Raw genomic sequence first — 2749 nt, forward strand, 5'->3', positions numbered from 1 at the left:
AACGTCTGCTCGCTGATGCCGTGCTTCCGGCAGACCGCGTTGGCAGGCATCTCCCCGGCCTCCGCCTCCTTCAGGATGGCGATGATCTGCTCTTCGGTGAACCTGGTGCGCTTCATGATGAGTTCCCCCTTTTCTGGGATGCTACGGGAAACTCACCTTCCAGATGGACCGGTTTTCGGGGAGAAGGTCAGAGAACATCCGCTCGCGCTTGTGCTTTCGAGACCTCACGCCCATCGACCCTGATAACGGTACGGCCGAACTGAAATTCAAATTTCGTTTGATGATGTAATGAATCTGTAGGCAACCATGGGAAGGCACCTTTCAATGCGGCATCAATTCGTGCCTCGAGGTCGGCTTCTGTAGTCGCGGACGTTTGTTTCTTTATCGACATCATCTAACTCCCGCGATGAAACGGCGCGCAGCAATGCCGCTGCGAAATAGGCATAGAGCCATCGCTCGGCGCGCCAAGTTGCTTCGTCTAGAGCTATGGCAGGTTCTCAAATGGATGACACTCTGCTTCATCCCGCCTCCCTCACAATCGGAAGCCGGGCCAGATGCGCATTGATGATATCGCGCCACTCGTTTTTGAGCGGCAGGTGCGCCTGCTCTTTGGCCCACACTTCATTGAAGCGCTCGACGGTCTCCACCGCCGTGTCCAGCACAGGCTTGGTGGGAAGCCCTGCCTTATCCGCGAGCCGGGCCAGCTCTTCCTTAGAAAACGCGTCGAAACGTTTTGTACGCACGAATTTCAACGCCGCCTCGTCGTCCTCCATAAAGACGATGGTGCTGACGAAATCATAGGCAGGCGCGATCAGCGGCGTGCGACCGTCGGGGTAGATCAGCGACCAGTTTTTCAGGTGCATGTCGGCATTGCCGGCCAGCACCGAGAAGACAAGCCGCCGGACGAACTCCGCCACGTCACTCTCAGCCGTCTCGATACCAAGCACATGCGCAATGCTGCGGGCGGTTGCCTTCTTGTATTTCTCGTCCGGATAGACGCCGAAGACCTGCGCGAAATCCTCTGTATGGACAGGACCATCTTCGCCGCGATCGAAACGCCTGATGGCGTAGGATTGCTGGCCTTGCAGCGCGCCCAAGCCCTCCGGCAATCCTTTGATCTCGTCCGTATCAAGGAGAAGGAATTCCGGCACATCGATACCGATGCGGCGCGCCAGGGTCATCATGGCGAATTCGTTCTCAGGAACGCCTTCGAAACGGCTGGAGGGCAGCTTGACGATCCATGATCCGCCGACCCCTTTGGCGGGAATTGTCAGGCCGCCGGCCTTGGTGTGTTCCTTGATGGCCGAGAATTTGAGCTGGACACCGGCAAGTGAGAAACGCAGCGCATTCTCACGATCTGAAGTCCGGCTATCACGCGGTCCGTCCTCTAATCCAGGCGGCCAGGATTCACCGTCCGCCGGGCGAACGGTCAATGCGCCGGGCAAGTCCTGACCGAGTGCCCAGAGGAGATAAAACTCGCGCTGCGGATTTACCCCCGCACGCTCAGCCAGGTAGTCGCGAAGATGACCTTCGGGAAGCAGGTTGGCGAAATACGGCGAAAGCCGACGCTGCGTCGGTGGCAGGTCAGTGAGGAGTTGTCCGAACGCATCTTTGAAAGACAGGCTCAGCGTCGGCCTGTTCTCGTCAGCGACGTAATCCTCGCTGAAGGCAAAGATCGTCCGGTCACCACCAACATTAGTGAGTGTGCCGATGGTGCGGCCATAGAGCTGGACTTCGAGGACGGAGACCGGATGATCAGCCATGATCGTCCTCCTCGTCGAGCGTATATGCCGGACGCTGTGCTGCCGGGTTGAATTCAGGGTGATGCGCAGCGCGGTTGCGGATATTGCGCAGGGTTTGCGCGGCACGTTTTAGCGACGCACTCACCTTCGGGCTATCAAGCACGAACCTGATATCGTCAGGCTCATTCGTATCGAGGCTCAGATGCTCAATCGGGCGCAGAGCCTCCAGCGCCTCTTGGATGGCGTTCAGGCGGTCGGCGGGCAACGGCAAATGTTGAAGCAGATGCGCAGAATCCCGTATCTGATCCAGTGCCTGCGATGAATCGAATTCGATCAGACGGTCGGCAGTGGTGATGGCTTTTGAAAGAGCCTCACGCACACGCGCCTGTTGATCCTGCAATGTTGTCGGAGACGTTTGCCGGATGATGCTCTCCACGGCCGGCACGGCCTTTCTCGGAACGAGCTTTAGCTCCAGCTCCAGGGCGCGCGCCAGCTCGGTCAGGCTCGATAGCTGGATATCGACCCCGCCCCGCTCGATCTTGGAGATATGGCTTTGGGGCAAGCCGACGCGCTCCGCAAGCGCGCGCTGGCTCAGCCCCCTGGCCTCGCGCGCTGCCTTAAGCGCCTCGAAAATCTGCTCATTGCCCTTCATTTGATCGGCTTTCACATATCGTACGTATAATTCGATATGCTTTTATATATCACGGCTTTCACAAAGCAGTCAATATTGATATGTCACCGCATATCGACCGCCGCACTCGATCTGCTTTAACAGATCAATTTCTGCAAAGATAGCGGCTAGCTGCTTCTAGCTGATCGCTCGGGGCATTCTCCCCCCTCTTCATCTCATGGCTCGCGTTCCGCGCGGGCCTTTTTCCTTCGTTCTGGCGCACCGCTATAGGTGCGCCGCAACTAGGCCATAAACTCATAAACGGGATTCCTTTGTCGTCAGTTTTGTGATTCACGTTTTTCCTCATTGCAGAGGAGGAACGATGAGCCGGCGCCGC

Annotated in this window: 3 protein-coding genes; all 3 read right to left on the reverse strand. The window is 57.5% G+C overall.

What is annotated here, in order from left to right; translation table 11 throughout:
* A partial coding sequence (locus tag EV659_RS14590) for a transposase (RefSeq protein WP_165878932.1) occupies positions 1–116 on the reverse strand: 116 nt, incomplete at its 3' end.
* Positions 117–518: 402 nt separating this feature from the next.
* Positions 519–1763, reverse strand: coding sequence for a type II toxin-antitoxin system HipA family toxin (locus tag EV659_RS14595; protein ID WP_132709623.1), 1245 nt, complete (start codon positions 1761–1763; stop codon positions 519–521).
* The gene (locus EV659_RS14600) at positions 1756–2394 is read right to left on the reverse strand and encodes a helix-turn-helix domain-containing protein (RefSeq protein ID WP_132709624.1); all 639 of its coding nucleotides are present in this window, start codon (positions 2392–2394) and stop codon (positions 1756–1758) included. Before EV659_RS14600 ends, EV659_RS14595 begins: the two co-directional genes overlap by 8 nt.
* Positions 2395–2749 lie beyond the last annotated feature (355 nt).

Origin of the sequence: Rhodothalassium salexigens DSM 2132 (assembly GCF_004341375.1) — a bacterium.
Classification (GTDB): domain Bacteria; phylum Pseudomonadota; class Alphaproteobacteria; order Sphingomonadales; family Rhodothalassiaceae; genus Rhodothalassium; species Rhodothalassium salexigens.